16 protein-coding genes are annotated in these 16,898 nt (G+C 49.7%); 10 read left to right on the forward strand and 6 right to left on the reverse strand.

Annotated features, from left to right (window positions below; genetic code table 11):
• Nucleotides 1-65 precede the first annotated feature (65 nt).
• The 10 genes from ING2E5A_RS05845 to trhO all read left to right on the forward strand — a co-directional run bounded on the left by ING2E5A_RS05845 (nucleotide 66) and on the right by trhO (nucleotide 10,170).
• Nucleotides 66-347 carry an FtsB family cell division protein gene (locus tag ING2E5A_RS05845; protein WP_161941958.1) on the forward strand — a complete coding sequence of 94 codons (282 nt, stop codon included), beginning with the start codon at nucleotides 66-68 and terminating at the stop codon, nucleotides 345-347.
• A 135-nt stretch (nucleotides 348-482) separates the two neighbouring features.
• The gene (locus tag ING2E5A_RS05850; protein WP_083373215.1) at nucleotides 483-836 is read left to right on the forward strand and encodes a hypothetical protein; all 354 of its coding nucleotides are present in this window, start codon (nucleotides 483-485) and stop codon (nucleotides 834-836) included.
• A gap of 28 nt (nucleotides 837-864) precedes the next feature.
• A complete protein-coding gene (locus tag ING2E5A_RS05855; protein ID WP_083373216.1) occupies nucleotides 865-2,151 on the forward strand; it encodes a sigma-54-dependent transcriptional regulator in 1,287 nt (428 codons plus the stop codon).
• Nucleotides 2,152-2,170: 19 nt separating this feature from the next.
• The gene (locus tag ING2E5A_RS05860) at nucleotides 2,171-4,672 is read left to right on the forward strand and encodes a hybrid sensor histidine kinase/response regulator (RefSeq protein ID WP_083373217.1); all 2,502 of its coding nucleotides are present in this window, start codon (nucleotides 2,171-2,173) and stop codon (nucleotides 4,670-4,672) included.
• Nucleotides 4,669-5,571 carry a site-specific tyrosine recombinase XerD gene (gene xerD / locus ING2E5A_RS05865; RefSeq protein WP_071136607.1) on the forward strand — a complete coding sequence of 301 codons (903 nt, stop codon included), beginning with the start codon at nucleotides 4,669-4,671 and terminating at the stop codon, nucleotides 5,569-5,571. The genes ING2E5A_RS05860 and xerD overlap by 4 nt, the downstream gene beginning before the upstream one ends.
• Nucleotides 5,572-5,713: 142 nt before the next feature.
• Nucleotides 5,714-6,838: a DNA polymerase III subunit beta gene (dnaN, locus tag ING2E5A_RS05870; protein ID WP_071136608.1), complete on the forward strand. Its 1,125-nt coding sequence runs from the start codon at nucleotides 5,714-5,716 to the stop codon at nucleotides 6,836-6,838.
• A gap of 3 nt (nucleotides 6,839-6,841) precedes the next feature.
• Nucleotides 6,842-7,612 (forward strand): 3'-5' exonuclease, encoded by a 771-nt coding sequence (locus ING2E5A_RS05875; RefSeq protein ID WP_071136609.1) that lies wholly within the window; start codon nucleotides 6,842-6,844, stop codon nucleotides 7,610-7,612.
• Nucleotides 7,613-7,622: 10 nt separating this feature from the next.
• A complete protein-coding gene (locus tag ING2E5A_RS05880; protein ID WP_071138223.1) occupies nucleotides 7,623-8,318 on the forward strand; it encodes a DUF5715 family protein in 696 nt (231 codons plus the stop codon).
• A gap of 9 nt (nucleotides 8,319-8,327) precedes the next feature.
• The gene (gene truA, locus ING2E5A_RS05885; RefSeq protein ID WP_071136610.1) at nucleotides 8,328-9,083 is read left to right on the forward strand and encodes a tRNA pseudouridine(38-40) synthase TruA; all 756 of its coding nucleotides are present in this window, start codon (nucleotides 8,328-8,330) and stop codon (nucleotides 9,081-9,083) included.
• A 79-nt stretch (nucleotides 9,084-9,162) separates the two neighbouring features.
• Nucleotides 9,163-10,170 (forward strand): oxygen-dependent tRNA uridine(34) hydroxylase TrhO, encoded by a 1,008-nt coding sequence (trhO, locus tag ING2E5A_RS05890; protein ID WP_071136611.1) that lies wholly within the window; start codon nucleotides 9,163-9,165, stop codon nucleotides 10,168-10,170.
• Here trhO and ccsA read toward each other — a convergent pair.
• The 6 genes from ccsA to ING2E5A_RS05920 all read right to left on the reverse strand — a co-directional run bounded on the left by ccsA (nucleotide 10,155) and on the right by ING2E5A_RS05920 (nucleotide 16,760).
• Nucleotides 10,155-10,949: a cytochrome c biogenesis protein CcsA gene (gene ccsA, locus ING2E5A_RS05895; RefSeq protein WP_071136612.1), complete on the reverse strand. Its 795-nt coding sequence runs from the start codon at nucleotides 10,947-10,949 to the stop codon at nucleotides 10,155-10,157. The two genes, trhO and ccsA, sit on opposite strands and share 16 nt — an antisense overlap.
• 2 nt (nucleotides 10,950-10,951) lie before the next feature.
• Nucleotides 10,952-12,199: a cytochrome c biogenesis protein ResB gene (locus tag ING2E5A_RS05900; RefSeq protein WP_083373218.1), complete on the reverse strand. Its 1,248-nt coding sequence runs from the start codon at nucleotides 12,197-12,199 to the stop codon at nucleotides 10,952-10,954.
• Nucleotides 12,200-13,699, reverse strand: coding sequence for an ammonia-forming cytochrome c nitrite reductase (gene nrfA / locus ING2E5A_RS05905; protein ID WP_071136613.1), 1,500 nt, complete (start codon nucleotides 13,697-13,699; stop codon nucleotides 12,200-12,202).
• A gap of 21 nt (nucleotides 13,700-13,720) precedes the next feature.
• Nucleotides 13,721-14,326: a cytochrome c nitrite reductase small subunit gene (gene nrfH, locus ING2E5A_RS05910; RefSeq protein WP_071136614.1), complete on the reverse strand. Its 606-nt coding sequence runs from the start codon at nucleotides 14,324-14,326 to the stop codon at nucleotides 13,721-13,723.
• 45 nt (nucleotides 14,327-14,371) lie between these two features.
• On the reverse strand, nucleotides 14,372-15,325 hold the full coding sequence (locus ING2E5A_RS05915) for an IS1595 family transposase (protein WP_071136336.1): 954 nt from the start codon (nucleotides 15,323-15,325) through the stop codon (nucleotides 14,372-14,374).
• 229 nt (nucleotides 15,326-15,554) lie between these two features.
• Nucleotides 15,555-16,760: an IS256 family transposase gene (locus ING2E5A_RS05920; RefSeq protein ID WP_071136615.1), complete on the reverse strand. Its 1,206-nt coding sequence runs from the start codon at nucleotides 16,758-16,760 to the stop codon at nucleotides 15,555-15,557.
• Nucleotides 16,761-16,898: the final 138 nt, after the last annotated feature.

Raw genomic sequence — 16,898 nt, forward strand, 5'->3', positions numbered from 1 at the left:
AATTTCGATTAATTTTGCATGATGTAATTCATGAATAGCTACGCTATATGGACCTCGGAAAGATTATGAAAAAAAGGGTGCTGAGTCTATCGGTCTATCAGCTGGCCATATTGATAGCTCTTATTGCCATGCTGTTCTTTTTCAGTGACAGCAGCCTCCTTAAACGACTCAAATACGAGAATGAGATTCGTGACCTGAAAACACAGATCGAATACTATCGCAAGCAGACCGAAACAGATAGAGCCAAGTTGAACGAACTCCAATCCAGTTTGGAGAATCTCGAAAAATATGCCCGGGAGAACTATTTTATGAAGAAGGAGAACGAGGAGATCTTTGTGATTGAGTGATGTTGCCGATTCTGCTGAAAGTTGGTGAGAAGGGTTTGTCAGCGGTTTTTTTCATTTTGCGGCTCCGTCTGGTGGTCGGATTGCATATGTTGGACCAGTTTAAAAATCATTGCTAAGAAGGTTAAAGTGAAATTAATGTATAAATCAAAAGAGATTGTTTATCAGATTTCCGGTATTGTCATCCTGTTATCTGCATTGTTGTATCTGTTCCTTCCATCGGTTGCTCCATGGGTTATGGCTGTTTCGGTTGTTGCTTTCAGTGCGGCTACCGCCTTCTCTCCCTATCCTGGCAAGAGTATCCGCGGGAAACGGTTGTTCAATTTTCAAGTGATTTCCTGTGCATTGATGATGGTTGCTGCCTATCTGATGTTCAGGAAAAATAATTTATGGGTATTGTCGATGTTGAGCGGGGCAATTTTCCTGCTCTATTCGGGCATCATGATCCCCCGTGAACTCCGGAAAGAGCAATCAACGGACGAACAGTCCTAACTTTAAAACCTTAACTTTCCCTGCCGACATGAAGAGAATCTTAATACTGGATGATAATCTTACCATTTGTCTGATGTTGAAGTCCTGGTTGGTAAAAAAGGAGTATCAGGCAGATACGGCGACAAGTGTTCAGGAAGCACAGCAGAAAGTGAGAAACGAGGCGTACGACCTGATCCTCTCGGATATCCGGATGCCGGATGTTGACGGCTTTTCATTCTTGTCGTGGATCAAGAAGTTCGACTCGGCAATTCTGGTCATCATGATGACCGGATATGCCGATATCGAGTCGGCCGTGGAGTCGATGAAGCTAGGAGCGGCTGATTATATCGCAAAGCCCATCGAGGCTGAACTCTTGTACAAGAAGATTGCCGATGCCTTCAAGGTTCAGGAGAACCAACGCTTTACCGAGCAGTTCCGCGATCCGCTGATATGGCCACCTGGAGAATGTTATGATGCAATTTCCGCCAAAGTGAACGAGGTGATACATGATGAGTCGCATCTATTGGTCATCGGTGACAATGGAACGGGAAAAACCTCGGTTGCCCGCTATATCTACAGCCGTGGACGAATCGATTCAGGTCCATTCGTGACGATAGACCTCAATCCGCAATCGTTAACCCGGAACTGTGAAAAGGGAGACCATGAGACCCATTTCATGCAATCGCTGGAGAGGGCAAAGGGTGGATTGCTGCTGATCCAGAATCTTCAGAAAACCGGGATAACTATTCAGACGATGTTGTTGAGGACACTCTCTGCCCAGAAAAAAGATGAAGACTTCGTTCAGATTATCATGACGACCGAAGAGAAAAAGGAGCAGCTGGAGTTGATACTGCTGCCTAAACTTGCCGATCTGATCCTGAGGTCGTATATCGAGCTTCCCACACTGCGGGGAAACCGCGAAGCGATCCTCTTTTTCGCTGATCATTTCCTGGAGGTGGTCAACAGGGAGCTGGATAAAAAGATGGTGACAATTGAGCGTGAGGTGCTCGAGGCGCTCTTCAACTATCCCTGGGAGGAGAATATCAAGGAGATGAAATACCTGATTTTCAAGGCGTGTCTTCTGGCCGAGGGGGATAGGATTTCCGCAAAGGTGCTCCCTGCATTGTTCAACACCCCGGTGGGGGAACGGAGCGAGTCGCCACAACTGCAAAGAGAGGGGCTCGAAGGTTTGAAAAAAGAGAATTACGAAAAGGAGAAAATAATCGAGGCCCTGCGAATTGCCAGGGGGAACAAAACCGTGGCCGCATCGATACTCAATATAGACAGAAAAACCTTATACAACAAAATCAAGCTCTATAGCATAGAGGTCAATTGATCTTCCGGGCAACAAACGTATGAAATCGTCAGGAATGCGTTCTGCACTTAAATATGAGGTAATCACCGGTTATGCATTGGTTGTGGTAATCATGATCATTGGACTGTTGGCTGTTTATCGGAATCTGGTCAGGTTTTCCGAGACAAGGCTCAGAAACGAGGATCTGTCGGAGCTGCTAATCGTTGGAAACGTGATCAACCAGCTCTATGAGGTTGAAAGTACGCAAAACCTGTATACGGCTGAAAATGCGGCAAACTATTACTCCCGTTACAGTTCGATAAGACCTGAAGTTGATGCGAAGATCGATTCGCTCAAGCTGCTCTCGAAAGATAGCCTGCGGGTGGTGAAGCTCGACACTATCGGCGTGTTGCTGGATGAGAAGGAGGAGAACCTCATGGCCATTGCCGTTCTGCTCGATTCGCTCAGCAAGGCTCCGGAGGTTATCCGGCAAACGGTCAGCACAATAGTCCCTAGACAGGTGAACGATAAGCTCAAACAGTATGTGGATCGTGTGCCCAACGTTGTTGAAACCGCTGCCGAAAGCGATACTGTGGTGGTGAAGGGCAAAAAGAAAGGGCTCTTGAAACGGATAGGGGATGCCGTAAAAGGCAAGCAGGACTCCACCCTGATCATAAAGAACCGTACCGTCACAGCCGATGCCGGCAGGGAGAATATCCGGCTGGCAATCGATACGGTGGTCAACATTGTCCGGCACACCGAACGGTTGAATCTGGAAAACCAGCGGAAATTTCAGACTGCGCTGTTGATGAGGCAATCTTCAATGACACATACCAATCATCTGTTGACGGCACGGATCGACGATCTCTTAAAATCGATCGAGAAGGAGGAGATCGACAAGTCGATCAGGCTGATCGAGGAGAGGGAGGCTACGTTGAACCACTCCTCGAAGATAGTACTTGGTGTCTCCTTGCTGGCCTTCCTGATAGCGCTTGTTTTTGGAGTGCTGTTCCTGATGGATGTCAACCGTAGCCAGAGATACAGGCGGCGTCTGGAAGAGTCCAACTTGCGGATCAACCAGTTGCTGCAGTCGCGTGAAAAGCTGATGATGTCCATATCTCACGATATCAAGGCACCGATGAGCTCCATCCTCGGTTATGTGGAACTGATGGAGTCGGGAACCGACGAAGATACCCGGAGGATCTACCTCTCCAACATGAAAAAATCGGGTAATCATGTGTTGCAGCTGGTCACGAATCTGCTCGATTATCAGAAGATCGAATCGGGTACATGGATGCGCAAGGAGATGAACTTCAACCTCCACGATCTGGTTGAAGCGACACTGTTGAGCTTCAAGCCGCTTGCTGAGAAAAAGCAGCTGGAGTATGTCGCGACAAACAGGGTGCCCGAAGATCTCGATGTTTTTAGCGATCCGTTCATGCTGAGAGAGATCTGCTCCAACCTGATCTCCAACGCAATTAAATATACGGTAGAGGGAAGGGTGGAGGTAGTGGCCGGATCGCCATCAAGAGGCGACCGGAGAATCCTGGAGTTCTCGGTGAAGGATACCGGACCGGGAATCGATAAGGACTACCAGGAGTACATCTTTCAGGAATTCACGCAGATCAGGCCGGAGAGGATCGACCAGCATGTTGAGGGCAGCGGTCTCGGTCTGGCCATAACCAGGGGACTGGTAGAGGAGTTGGGAGGCGAGGTCAACCTGCAGTCGGAAAAGGGGGCAGGTTCGCAGTTTGACGTGATTATACCCCTCGAGCCTACCCGGATGAAGGAGCCGGTTCAGGATGAGGGTGATCCCGATGCGGAGAAGGAGGCTATTTCGGTGCTGGTAGTGGATGATGATCCGGTCCAGTTGACGATGATGTCTGGAATGCTCCGGTTGAAGAGGATCAATGTTGTTACCGAAGTCGATCCCTTCAGGGTGCTGGAGATCGTGAAGAGCCAGCTTTTCGATCTGATCTTTATGGATATCCAGATGCCCCATTTAAGTGGGTTCATGCTGGTGAAGAAGATCCGCGAGTCGGGAGTGGACCGGTTGAAGTCGGCTCCGATCATAGCGCTCTCTGCCCGGTCGGATCTCTCGTCTGCCGATTTCAGACAGTCCGGCTTCACCGATTTCCTGAACAAGCCGTTTACCTCCGCTCAACTCTTCTCGGTAATCGACAGATACTTGAATGGCGAGTCTGCGAGCAGGAATATGAAAGGGGAGAAACCTGCAGGCATTGAGATGTTGTTCAAGGAGGTAAAGGATGATCCCGAGAGCCTCCTGCTGATACTCAGGACCTTTGTTGTCGACACCGGAAATAGCCTGGAACAATTGAAAAGCTCCATCAGGAACAACGATCAGGATAGTGTGTCACATATCGCCCACAAGATTCTTCCGCTCTTTATGATAATTGGCGACGAGCTGTTGTCTGAACGATTGCGTCGACTGGAACGCAAGGAGCCGGTCGGCGACGAGGAGAAGTGGCGGGTGACCGAACGCATCGGCAGCTATATTGATGAGGCGAGGGAGATGGTCAGAAAAATGGAGAACGGTAAGTGATGCAGCGAAACTCACCTGTTGGAAAATACAAGCGTTACCTGCTTCTGGAGAAAGGGTTGTCTTCAAATACCATCGATGCCTACATGGCCGACTTGCAGAAGCTGCTCGATTTTGCCGAAAGCCGGAATCTTTCCCTTTCCGAAATCAGCTTCCAACACCTGGAGGAGTTTCTGGCCGGGTTGTACGATACAGGTATAAAGGCCCGTTCTGTGGCCCGTATCCTGTCGGGTGTCAAATCATTTTTTCAGTTTTTGATGCTGGATGGTTATATCGAGGAGGATCCTAGCCAATTACTGGAGAGTCCTAAGGTGGGATTGAAACTGCCGGTGGTGCTGTCGGTTGAAGAGATCGACGCCATCCTCTCCCAGATCGATCTCTCTACTGCCGAAGGTACCCGCAATTATGCCATTATCGAGACACTCTACAGTTGTGGCCTGCGTGTGTCGGAGCTGACAAACCTGAGGTTTTCAGACCTCTTCTTCGATGAGGGATTTATTCGCGTGCAGGGGAAGGGGAGCAAGCAGCGGCTGGTCCCTATTTCTGAGACGGCCATCCTGAAAATCAACAACTACCTGTTGCATCGCAGTCGGCAAACGGTGAAGAGGGGGTATGAGGATGTTCTCTTTTTAAGTTCAAGAGGAAGTGCGATCTCTCGCGTGACGGTCTTTTACTACATCAGGCAGTATGCAGAGGCGGCCGGCATCAAGAAGGAGATCAGCCCGCACGTATTCCGACACTCGTTTGCCACCCATCTGCTGGAGAGGGGGGCCAATATCAGGGTAATCCAGGAGATGCTGGGACATGAAAAGATCACGACTACTGAGATATATACCCATATCGACCGGAACTTCCTCAGGCAGGAAATTATTGAGCACCACCCGCGCAACAGGAAAACATGACCGGTGGGGGGATTCTCTCCGTATCGATGCTTATCGACAAATCGAGGAAAATTTGCTCAGTCATGACTTTCCTGAACGGATAATTTTGTATATTTGCTAAATTATAAGAAGATCAAATTTTAAAAAAATAAAATCACTCCCTATGAAATTTGTAGTATCAAGTGCCACACTGTTGAGCCATCTGCAAGCGATCAGCAGAGTTATCAATTCAAAAAATACATTGCCCATTTTGGATTGTTTTCTTCTGGAACTGGACGGGAATGTGTTGACCATTACAGCTGCCGACAATGAGACCCGGTTGGAGACCAAGGTAGAAGTGAACAGTTCGGAGGGTGCAGGAAGCTTGGCCGTCAATTCCAAGAACCTGCTGGATCCGTTGAGGGAACTCCCCGATCAGCCCCTCACGTTTGACGTGAACGACGAAACACTTGAGGTATTTATCTACTATCACAACGGAAAGTACAATTTTGTAGGGTTGAAAGGCGATGAATATCCCAAACCGAAAGAGTTGAAGGATTCGGCCATCGTACTCAATATCCCTGCCGAAACACTTTTCAACGGAATCAACAGAACCGTATTCGCCACTGCCGATGATGAGCTCCGTCCGGTAATGAACGGTATCTATTTCGATATCACCGCCGATGACCTCACTTTCGTAGCATCGGACGGACACAAGCTTGTGCGTGTAATTCACAAGGATGTGAAAGGTGATGGCAGGTCATCCTTTATTCTGCCCAAGAAGCCGGCAAACCTGCTGAGAACCCTGCTGCCGAAAGAGAGCGGAACGGTTGAACTGAAGTTCGATGAAAACAACGCCTACATCACGATGTCGAATTTTGTGATGATCTGCCGTTTCGTTGAAGGACGGTATCCCAACTACAACTCGGTTATCCCGCAGAACAACCCCAATCATGTTACACTCGACAGGCTTGCATTGCTGAACGCATTGAAGCGGGTAAGCGTCTTTTCAAACCCGGCAAGCAGTCTGGTGAAACTGCAACTCTCGGAAGATAAGATTGTTGTCTCGGCACAAGATATCGATTTCCTGACCTCCGCCGAAGAGGTGATTCCATGCCAGTACAACGGAAGCGTGATGAATATCGGATTCAAGGCGGTATTCCTGATCGACATGCTCAACAATATTCCGTCGGCCGACGTGAAAATCGAACTTTCCGACCCCTCCCGCGCCGGAATCATTCTTCCTGCCGAAAACGAGGAGAACGAAGATATGCTTACGCTGCTGATGCCGATGATGTTAAACGATTGATAGATGAAACTGAACCTCAAAAACCCACTGGTATTTTTCGATCTGGAGACCACAGGGATAAACATTACAAAAGACCGGATCGTGGAGATTTCACTGCTGAAGATCCATCCTAACGGGAAAGAGGAGCTGAAATCGCGGCTAATCAATCCCGAGATGCCCATCCCTGCCCAGGCAACGGCTATTCACGGCATTACCGACGATGACGTGAAGGACTGCCCCACATTCAGACAGGTGGCAAAATCGTTGGCAGAGATGCTGGAGGGTTGCGATCTGGCAGGTTACAACTCCAGCCGCTTCGATGTGCCGATGCTTGCCGAGGAGTTTCTCAGGGCGGGTATCGATTTCGATATGAGCAAGAGGAAATTCGTGGATGTTCAGATCATCTTTCATAAGAAGGAACAACGTACGCTGGAAGCGGCCTACAGGTTCTATTGCGATAAGGAGCTGGAGAATGCACACTCGGCGGAGGCCGATACCATTGCCACTTACGAAGTGTTGAAATCGCAGCTCGACCGGTATCCCGATTTGCAGAACGATATCGCCTTCTTGTCGAAAGAGTATTCCAGTTTTAACAACAATGTCGATTTTGCCGGCAGGATCATCTATGATGAGAAGGGAGTGGAGGTGTTCAATTTTGGCAAGCACAAGGGCAAGCCGGTGGCACAGGTACTGCGCGATGAACCCAGTTATTACTCATGGATGATGGAGGGGGACTTTCCGCTGAATACCAAGCAGGTGTTGACAAAAATCAGGCTTAGGGAGCTGAACGGATAGCGTGACGGGCATGAGATCTTTCCGACGGGGAGTGTTGTTGTTATCTCTTTTCCTGATCGTCTGCTGTGGCAGGGACAAAACCAGCGGAAACGCCGAAGGGAGTGAACTGCCGAAAACTGCCCGGGGAATCCCCCTGGAGCGGAAGAGACGGTTTACTGGAAACTACAACAGGGAGTTCAACGATCTGCAGGATCTTCACCTGAAAGCAGCCTTGGCGGCAGGCATTTCGCCACTGGCCTCCCGAGACGACACATTGAAGCTGGCAAATGAGCTGGTTCGCCTGCCGAATGAGCTGGAACTCTACAAGATGTACGAGCTGACCCACTCTATACCCTTTCTGGTCCCCTCAGCCGCACAACTATTCATAGATATCGCCCAGAACTTCAGAGATTCGCTATACAGCAAGGAGCTGCCTCTATACAGGCTTTACGTGAGCAGTCTCCTTCGTACCGACGAGGACCTCTCGAGGCTGACAAGAGGAAATATCAACGCCAGCGAGAATTCGGCACACCGTTATGGAACCACCTTCGACATATCGTGGAAGCTCTTCAACCCGGTAATGCCCGATTCCACTCATCGGGTTCCGCCGGAGAGGCTGAAGCTGGTACTGGCACAGGTTCTTTTCGATCTGAAGGGTCAACAGCGCTGTTACGTGAAGCACGAGCGGAAGCAGGCCTGTTTCCACATCACGGTAAGAACGGAATGAGATATTGGGATGAAGCGCTATTTCATTACACTTTCATACAACGGTAAGAATTACGTCGGCTGGCAAATACAGCCTAACGGACTGAGTGTGCAGGAGGCATTGCAACATGCCCTTTCGGTCATCCTGCGCGAACCGGTGGAAGTGGTGGGGGCGGGCAGGACCGATGCCGGAGTACATGCCCATAAGATGGTGGCTCATTTCGATCTTCCGGGAACCGACCTGGATGCGACGAAGCTGGTGAGAAACCTCAACAGTTTTCTGCCCCGCGATATATCGGTGCAAGCAATCAGGGAGGTGAGACCCGATGCACATGCCCGTTTCTCGGCCATATCCCGTACGTACAAATATTATCTCACCACGGAAAAAGATCCCTTCCTGGCCGACCTCGCCCTTCGGCTCTTTTTCGAACCCGATATCGATGCCATGAACAGACTGTGTGAAGTGTTGAAAGAGTACGAAGAGTTCACCAGTTTCAGCCGGCTCCATACCGATGTGAAGAGCAACATCTGCCATATCCGGGAGGCATTCTGGGAGCAGTCGGGTTCACACTACACCTTTACCATCACGGCCAACCGCTTCCTGCGGAACATGGTGCGGGCCATCGTAGGGACACTGCTGTTGGCCGGACGCGGAAAGCTAGACGAGGCCGGCTTCAGGAAAATAATTGAAGCCAAGGATCGTCGGGCTGCCGGTGAATCTGCACCCGGACATGCGCTCTTCCTCCACGACGTGGTATACCCCGAGGAGATCTGGATGGTTGAGTAATTGCTGTAAAACCCGTTTTTTATCTGTACATTTGCAGCAACTATGTTTTACATGATAAAAATCAAAAGGAGGGTTCACCATGCAACTGTTACACAACCGAATTTCCAAACGGGAACTGAAGGCCCGGCTGTTTGCAGAAACAGTGCCGCGCATCACCGTCTCCCTGTATAAATACTTCACAATAACAGATCCGAAAGCTTTCCGCGACGAGGTTTACCTGAAGTTCAGCGAGCTGAATGTTTTCGGGCGGATCTACATTGCCCATGAAGGGATCAATGCGCAGATTAGTGTGCCCGAGAATAATTTCGGCACATTCAAAGAGACGCTCTACGGGCTATCGCCCGAACTCAACGGCATCCGGCTCAATATCGCGATCGACGATGACGGCAAATCGTTTTGGGTGCTGAAGTGCAAGGTTAGGCCCAAGATCGTTGCGGACGGTATCACCGACCCCTCTTTCGATGCGTCGAACGTGGGGCAGTACCTGAAGGCCGACGAGGTGAACAGGATGATTGGCCGGGAGGATACTCTCTTTGTGGATATGCGCAACCATTACGAATATGAGGTGGGCCATTTTGAAAATGCGTTGGAGATACCTTCCAACACGTTCCGCGAACAGCTGCCCATGGCTGCGGAGATGCTGAAGGAGCATAAGGATAAGAAGATCGTGATGTACTGCACCGGAGGCATCCGGTGTGAAAAGGCGTCGGCCTACCTGCGCCACAAAGGGTTTCCCAATCTCTTCCACGTGGAGGGTGGCGTGATTGAGTATGTCAGGAGAGCCAGGGAGCAGAATCTCCCCTTGAAGTTTGTGGGCAAGAATTTTGTATTCGATGGGCGCATGGGCGAGCGGATTACCGACGATGTGATTGCAAAATGCCATCAATGTGGAGCCCCATGCGATAACCACACCAACTGCAATAACGACGGGTGTCACCTGCTCTTTATCCAGTGTGACGGGTGCAGAAGCAAGTATGAGGGCTGCTGCAGCGACGCCTGTATGGAAGAGCACCATCTTCCCGCCGAAGAGCAGCAGGCCCGAAGGTCAGGAAGGATAGGCTTGGCAAGGAGTTATCGGGCCGAATAGGTGTGGACGCTTCTACCTTGTGCCGAGGGGAGGTAATTGACTCCGTACCAGCAGACCTGAAGCAGGATGAATGTGCCGATAAGGATCAGCATCGAGGTGCTCTCTTTCGATCTTTTCCGGAGCCGGTAATGGATATAGAGCAGATAGCCCAGCCAGGTGGCCGCCGCCCATGTCTCCTTCGGATCCCAACTCCAGTAGTGTCCCCAAGCCTCTTTTGCCCAGATTGCCCCCATCAGCATGCCTATTGTTAGAAATGCGACGCCAACATACACCAGGTTATCGGTTGTCTCCATGATGCGATCCCTCTCCTGCAGCTTCTCCCCCCTGAAAAGGTAGAAGAGAGCTATCAATGTTACGGCTCCAAGAATGGCGTAGGAAAAGATGTAGATAATCACGTGAGGCGCAAACCAAGGGCTTTGCAGGGCAGGCATCAACACTTTATTGTGGATCTCCGGCCGGGCGATGTTTACAACGATAAAGAGTGCCGATAGGAGGGTGCTGAACGACAGTATCCACCGGTATCCCCACCGTTGATAAGTGATTAATCCTGCTAACGGCAGGAAAAAAGAGTACCACAAACGGGTCTCTCCCATTGTCCGCAGGGGTGGCCGCTCGAGCGACAACCACAATCCGAGGATAAATGCGAAAAATATACCCAGTCCCAATACCATCAATCCGGTGGCTAACCACTTTTTATGGCTGCGCAATGCCACCCCCGATGCTATGCCCCAGGAGAGGATCGCCGGTGCAGCAAAAAATATGAAAAAATTCCACGACATGTTCAACTCTCGATTATCGGTTTTTTGGGGCCGGCAACAAACAGGAAGAGTGCCCCGGCCAACAGCATGAAGATACCGGTGTAGACCAACGGCAACCAGGGATCGCGGACCAGTTCGAAAACGCTTTGCCTGGAGTATTTGCCCATACTTTCGTCGTATCCGTACTGGTAGATGGTCCATCCCCCAATCGAAAGCGGCCTGTTTACTTCGATACCACCCTTTTTCTGTTCCCCGGCCTCCGTATAGACGGTTACCCATGAAGTGTACCGTTTCACTTCCTGCATGGGCATTGCCAGGCTGGTGGCTTCATCGATAGGCAGCGTCCGATAGGGAAACCGGTAGCTTCCGTTGCTCACCCAGCCCTCGACCGGCTTGCCGAGCGATGGATTGATTACCCGTACCTTCAGCGCCGTGGCTGCTCCATCCATCTGCATGGGAACAAAGGTAACCGATGCCGGGTCGTCTACCGGGACTGCCTGAGGAAGGTACTCCACTATTTCGATGCGGTTTCCGTTTAGCTCTGTCCACCTGCCGGTTGCTTCAAACATATAGGATTCGGGGCGGTCTACTGGCAGGATCTTCCCCGTACGGTTATCGATGACAACCAGTCTGGGGGGATACTCCTCGATCTCGAATCTTTCCAGTTCGATGGCGAGGGGCAGGTCGCGCCACTCCACCTCGCCTTCGTTGACCTGAACGGTGAAACGCCGGATATCTCCGCTTCCCAGCAAACCGGCGAGTAGTGCCAGAAACAACCCCAGGTGATTGAGGTAGAAGCCGGCCAGTCGCCACGATTGCACCTCACGGCTCTTCTTCAGCAGTGTCAGGCCCAGAATCGTCAGGATGTAAAAGCAGAGGAGTACAAATGCCCATGAGGTGGTCATCCGGTACCATCCGATCCGGCTGAAAAGTGTGTCGGGCAGTTCTTCCCGGGGCAGCTCTCCGGAATACTGGGGCGTCAATCCCATCACCACCACAAATGTCAGCAGCATGAGCAACGCAGGCACGGTTGATGTTGTCCCCGAAAGCCATCGTATAACGTGGTTCGCTCTCAGCAGGAAGTGGCAGCAAAGAAGCCCTGCCACAAAGAGGATCCCCACAATCAGGTTTACCGGAAAACTGTAGTCGGAGGGACCGAGATTACCAAACTGGAGCTGCAGCAGGATGCCTGCCAACGCAATACCGCCGGCCACGATAAATCCTTCGGTGTAACCCCATGGCCGCTCCCATATTTTTCCGATGGGCTTCATTCAATAATTTCTGCTGACCAGGCGGTTGTTGGCTCTGGCTTTTTTCAGCCATTCGGGCACCACCGTTTCCACGAACTCCTTTTTTGCTTCCCGCTCCTGCGTCATCTCCAGTCCGATGTAGGCCTGTGCCTTCTCCTTGGTAGAGATGTCGGGCATGGGAACATCACCGGTATGCCCCAGTTGAGCCAATACTTTCGAAATGGCAAATCGGGCTTTATGCGCCCGGTCGAGACTCATGGCGAGAATCCGCTGGAACTCTACCGGCGAGTGGAACGATCCGCCGTGCGAAGCCACAGCGTAGTCCCAACGCCATTGAGATTGCCGGATAAGTTGCAACGCCTCCTCCATCTCTGCTTCGGTAGCCCCCCTCTCCCAGGCAAACTTGGCCTCGATATGGGCGGCCGCAAGTTCTTTCTCAACCAGGTTGCGGATTTCGTTGGCACTGCGTTGGCGCTCGTAGACGGCATTGCGCAAGGTCTCCTCGCTTTCACGGTGACAGACCTGGCAGGTGCTGTTGATGCTTGCCAGCGGACTTCTTATCTGATGGTTGGAGTACTTGACCCCTCCTTCCGATATGTACGGCATATGGCAATCGGCGCACGAAACGCCCCGCTGAGCGTGAATGCCGGTCTTATAGATCTCGTAATCGGGATGCTGTGCCTTGATGATGGGTGCCCGGCTGAGCTTGTGTGTATAGTCGGCAAACCGGATGCTGTCGTAATACCTTTCACTACCCTCGACGGTCAGCCCGTTGTGCCAGGGAAAGATCAGGTATTTGCCGTCGGGAGTGAAATAGTACTCCACGTGACATTGGGCGCAGGCCAGCGAACGCATCTCCTGCTGCGGGATGTTGTCGATGTTCCTGCCGCTGTTCTTCAGCCCTTCAATCAATCCCGGGCGACTGATTTTCAGGTTCATGTTCTCCGCTTCGTGACAATCGGCGCATCCGATGGGATTCACCACCTCATCTCCCAGCGAAGCCCATGTGCCCTTGTAAAATTCAGCTATTCCAAGAGAATCCATCAGACGGGGAACGTCCGGGCTTTTACAGGTCCAGCAGGTTGCCGGCTGCGGTCCTTCGTCCGGAGAGAGCGGTGCTCCCGTACGTAGCGTGTGGTGGATATCCTCGATGGCATGCATATGGCCCCGGGGTGTTCCGTAATCCTTCGAGAAGGCATATCCCGCCCATAGGATCACCATCTCGGGCCGTTGTTCCAGTACATCCGCCACACTGCTTCCATTGAATTCGCTCTGAAAGGTGGTGTCGGCGGTCCTGATCCACGATTCATACTCCCTCGGGTAATTCTGGGCGAAGATTTCGTTCCGCGATTCAATACCGGTGATATTCACCTTCTTGTTGTTGAGGATCGATGCCACTTCGGCTCTTCGCTGGGTGATCGATGCGGCAAGCATACCCAGCAGGAAGACGATGCCAACTGTAACGAAAAACAGAAGCCAGGCTACCCACGACTTCATCTTTCTGTTTTCATTGTTGCTCATGGTGATAATATTTGGGGTTTGTTACTTCACTTGATGGTTGGTGATTGCCGTGCTTAACCAGTCCGGTACCCGGGTATCGGGCATCGGTACATGCGAATGGGGTGTGGATACTTCCGAGCGGCTTCGGGTGTGGGGAACATCCCGGTGACAGTCCCAGCAGGCATTTCCGCCATTTGCTCTCGTCTCCCGGTAACCCATCCTTCCGGTCGTCACGAACTCCTGATTGAGCTGTGTATGGCACCGGATACAGTTCTCCATGATCACTTCTGAACTGGCCTCAATGGTTTGCAGGGCTGTTTTCTCACCCCGAAGGGTAAAAACGGCGGAGTGGCGGAGGCCATCCTTGGCTTTGAAGAGATACTTGTTCACCACATTGTTGTGCGGAACATGACAATCGTTGCAGGTGACATTCCGGGCGTGTGAACTGTGGGTCCAGGTGGCGTAGTAGGGACTCATCACGTGACAGTTGACGCAGGTTCGGGGATTGTCGGAAAGGTAGCTGTAGGCACGGGAGGCGAAAAAAGTATAGATGAAGAGCCCCACAAATGCCCCGGAGATGATGATTGCCGGATATCTCCATCCCCCGCGGGGTTTTACCTCATTCCAGATTTGTGTCAGTTTTCCCATGATAATTCAGTTTGAGATTACCGCTCAGATAAAAAAGAAAAATGATTATCCGCAATAGTTCCTATTGTAAATTCTTGACTTGAAATCAGGAGCATACGTTACAGCGGCTATCAACAGTCTTTCAAACTGGTTTTCCCCGAAGTAACGCCTGTTGAATTTATAACAGAACTGGTTGAGGTAATATTGCAAGTATTCTGGTTTTATCTTGTAATACACGCCCAGGAGCTGTCGTTTGGCATTGCTGATCGCGGTATGCACCCAGGGCAGCACCTTGGAAAGATCCTGGTGTGGAATAACAGATGCCGTATGTGAATGAACATGCTCTTTCAATTTAGTGTAAGATGTTGAGTCATCGGTGGTCAGATCCGCCGTGCTTTCAACGTGCTCTTTGACATTCCTTGTAATTGTACCGGACTTCAAGTCACTGATCACTTTCATTTTCAGGTATCTAACCTTCTTGGGTTTCTTACCCGGCTTGGGGTTTTCAACCGTTTTGCTTTCAGCCATTACCAGCACTTTGGTCTTTTTTTGGCTCCCGCGGCCGCGCTTCAACGGTTTGTCCCTCTCTTCAAGGGATATTTCGGTGGAAAAGAAGGCGTCGTCCAACTCGATGGCTCCCTCGAGGGTGTACTCATCATCGCGTTTGCCCATCACGTCACGCAGTTTATTGACCATTTCCCATATGGGCTGGTAACGCTTGTGCCCCAGCTGGCGCTGCAGCTCCGCCGCGGAAAAGGAGCCCTTGGTCGCCGTGAGCAGGTGCATGGCCACGAACCAGTAACGGTAAGGCAGGTTGGAGTGCTGCATGACGGTGCCTGAACGCAAGGTTTGGCGTGCGCGACAACGCTTGCATTCATAGGCCTGCTTGTTTTCCAGCCAATAATGTTCTTTACAATTACAATGACGACAGGTTACTCCCATTTGGTCTCTTTGTTCTTTGAATTTTTTCCGACAGGATTCCTCATCGGGGTAATTTATAGCAAAATCCAGGATATTCATAGTTTGAATCTTTATATCGTTAGCGATGTAAATATAATGAATATCAGTGAATTGTGCAAGTGTTTTTGAAACTTATTTATAACTTTTTCCCGTTAAATTCTTTAGGAATAACTGCGGATAATCATTAAAAGAAATCAGTATCAACCGACTAAAATCAAAATCAATCGGTCCTTATTTTTGGTACCATCCAATATTTTGTGTAAACGTCAAACTACAGGATTTAAGAGTTTTATACTTGAATCCTGTTTTCAAATATAGTTATAAACTGGTTAAAAATCAACCCCCAGTTCCAAATTGGCTGTGTCCATTTTTTTTCTATTTCAGAAACAGCCAAATATACAGCCTTTTTCAAAGCATCATCGTTTGGAAACGAAAGCTTGTTTTTGGTGTATTTTCTAATTTTCCCATTCAGATTTTCTATCAGATTGGTCGTGTAGATAATCTTTCTGATTTCAACAGGAAAGTCAAAAAAGGCCGTCAGTTCATCCCAATTTCTCCGCCATGAACGAATGGCATAAGGGTACTTTCCACCCCATTTCTGTTCAAAAGCATCCAGTTCCAGTGCAGCTGACTCTTTGGTGGGAGCGTTGTAAATATTCTTCAAATCAGATGAAAACTCTTTTTTCTCTTTCCAGACAACGTACCTGCAAGAGTTGCGTATTTGATGTACAACACAGATTTGAGTGGTTGCATCAGGGAAAACCGCTTTTATTGAGTCTGTGAATCCGTTCAAATTATCAGTTACGGTAATCAGAATATCATTTACTCCACGAGCTTTCAAGTCGGTTAAAACACCTGTCCAATACGATGCACTTTCATTCTTGCCAACCCACATGCCCAGCACTTCCTTGATGCCTTCCTTATTCAAGCCTACACATAAATAAACCGTTTTATTGACCACTTTACCCTGGTCTCTGACTTTAAAGACAATGCCATCCATCCAGACTATAAGATACTGATTCTCCAGCGGGCGATTCTGCCATTCTATCGCTGCTTGAGTTACTTTATTGGTTATAATGGATATGGCTGAAGTGGAAAGTGTTATGCCGTAAATCTCTTTCATCTCTTCTTCAATATCCGACACACTCATTCCTTTGGCGTAAAGGGATATGACCAGTTTCTCGATGGATAAACCTCGGCTCTGATGCTTGGGGACAACAGTTGGTTCAAACTCTCCCTGACGGTCACGAGGCACATCTATGACGGATTCGCCATAATGTGTCTGTATTTTCTTGGGATACTTGCCGTTACGGGAATTGCCGCTGTTGTTGCCTTCCGGGGAATGTTTCTCGTAGCCTAAATAAGCTTCCATCTCGCCTTCCAGCATTTGTTCCAATACCCGAGTGTGCAAGTCGGTTAAAAACTTGCTCACGTCTTCTTCCGTCTTAAATTGAGACAGAAACTCTTTGTTTAATAACTCTTTGGGAATGTCCATAAAATTAAATGTTTACAAAATTAATCGTTTTTATATTAATCGCTAATCTTGTTTTTTCTTTTCGAATCCCCTCACACAAATTATAGAGGGGTTGGAAAAGAAAAAACTACAAGAATGTCTTCCTGTAGTTTTCATTTA

The sequence above is a fragment of the Petrimonas mucosa genome, assembly GCF_900095795.1.
In the GTDB taxonomy this organism is placed as follows: domain Bacteria; phylum Bacteroidota; class Bacteroidia; order Bacteroidales; family Dysgonomonadaceae; genus Petrimonas; species Petrimonas mucosa.